Below are 1,346 nucleotides of genomic sequence, written 5' to 3'. Positions count from 1 at the left end.
GCACAACGCCGATCTGAAGCAGCGGATCCACACGCGCTCCGGACCGCCCACACCGGACGACCTCGACGAACTGCTCGCCACCGTCTGGAAGGACCCGACGGTCATGCTGGCCCACCCCCGCGCGATCGCCGCGTTCGGGCAGGAGTGCAACCGGCGCGGGATCTACCCGCAGAGCGTCGACCTCAACGGGCACCAGGTGCCGGCCTGGCGGGGCATCCCGCTGCTGCCCTGCAACAAGATCCCGATCAGCGACACGCGGACCACCTCCATCATGCTGCTGCGGACCGGTGAGGAGCGGCAGGGCGTGATCGGCCTGCACCAGACCGGGCTGCCGGACGAGTACCAGCCGGGCCTGTCGGTGCGCTTCATGGGCATCAGCGACCAGGCGATCATCTCGTACCTGGTCAGCGCCTACTACTCGGCCGCGGTGCTCGTACCGGACGCGCTCGGCATCCTGGAGAACGTCGAGATCGGCCGGGAGGGGTAGCCCCCGAAGTCCCGTGGCCGGCCGGAGCACTGCCCCGGCGCGGCCGGCCACGGTGCCTCCCTCGAACCGTCCTCGCCCGAATGGTGGTGTGTGGTGCCCCTGACCGAGTCCATTGCGGACACTCGACCGAACCAGAGCCTGAGCACGACGGCGGCGCGAAACCTCGCGACGACGACCAAGTCCGTGCCGCAGATGCGGGGAATCTCGCCACGGTGGCTGCTGCGCATGCTGCCGTGGGAGGAGGCGCCGGGCGGCGCGTACCGGGTCAACCGGCGGCTGACCCTCACCGTCGGCGACGGGCGGGTGAGCTTCACCAACACCGGCGCGCGGGTCCGCGTGGTGCCGCAGGAGCTGCGCGAACTGCCGCTGCTGCGCGGGCTCGCCGACGACGACCTGCTGGCCGCGCTGGCCGACCGCTTCGAGCAGCGCGAGTACGCCCCCGGCGACGCCGTCGTCGACGCGGGGGAGCCGGCCGAGCACGTCTTCCTCGTGGCGCACGGCAAGGTCAACCGGCTCGGCACCGGGCGGTACGGCGACATCACCGTGCTCGGCACGCTGGCCGGCGGCGACCACTTCGGCGACCAGGTGCTCGACGGCGCCGAGCGGACCTGGGACTTCGGCGTCAAGGCGGTCACGGCCTGCATCCTGCTCGCGCTGCCCCGGCGCTCCATTGTGGAGCTGGAGGGGGTCGCCGCGCACGTGCGCGACGTCCTGGCCCGCCCTCGCCAGCGGCGCAACCGCCAGGGCGAGGCGGTGATCGCGATGTCCGCCGGCCACACCGGCGAGCACCAGTTGCCCGGGGCGTTCGTGGACTACGAGCTGTCGCCTCGGGAGTACGAGTTGTCGGTGGCGCAGACGG

At 72.2% G+C, this 1,346-nt stretch carries 1 protein-coding gene and 1 pseudogene; both read left to right on the top strand.

What is annotated here, in order from left to right; translation table 11 throughout:
• Positions 1–487 (top strand): annotated as a pseudogene (locus ACFFIA_RS36410) (Crp/Fnr family transcriptional regulator); the annotation flags it as partial.
• Between the two features lie 93 nt (positions 488–580).
• The coding region (locus ACFFIA_RS36405; RefSeq protein ID WP_377260319.1) for a cyclic nucleotide-binding domain-containing protein at positions 581–1,346 on the top strand (766 nt) is incomplete at its 3' end.

The sequence above is a fragment of the Phytohabitans kaempferiae genome (genome assembly GCF_042433955.1).
In the GTDB taxonomy this organism is placed as follows: domain Bacteria; phylum Actinomycetota; class Actinomycetes; order Mycobacteriales; family Micromonosporaceae; genus Phytohabitans; species Phytohabitans kaempferiae.
Note: the sequence above shows the minus strand (reverse complement) of the source record. Positions and strands in the feature narration are given on the sequence as shown.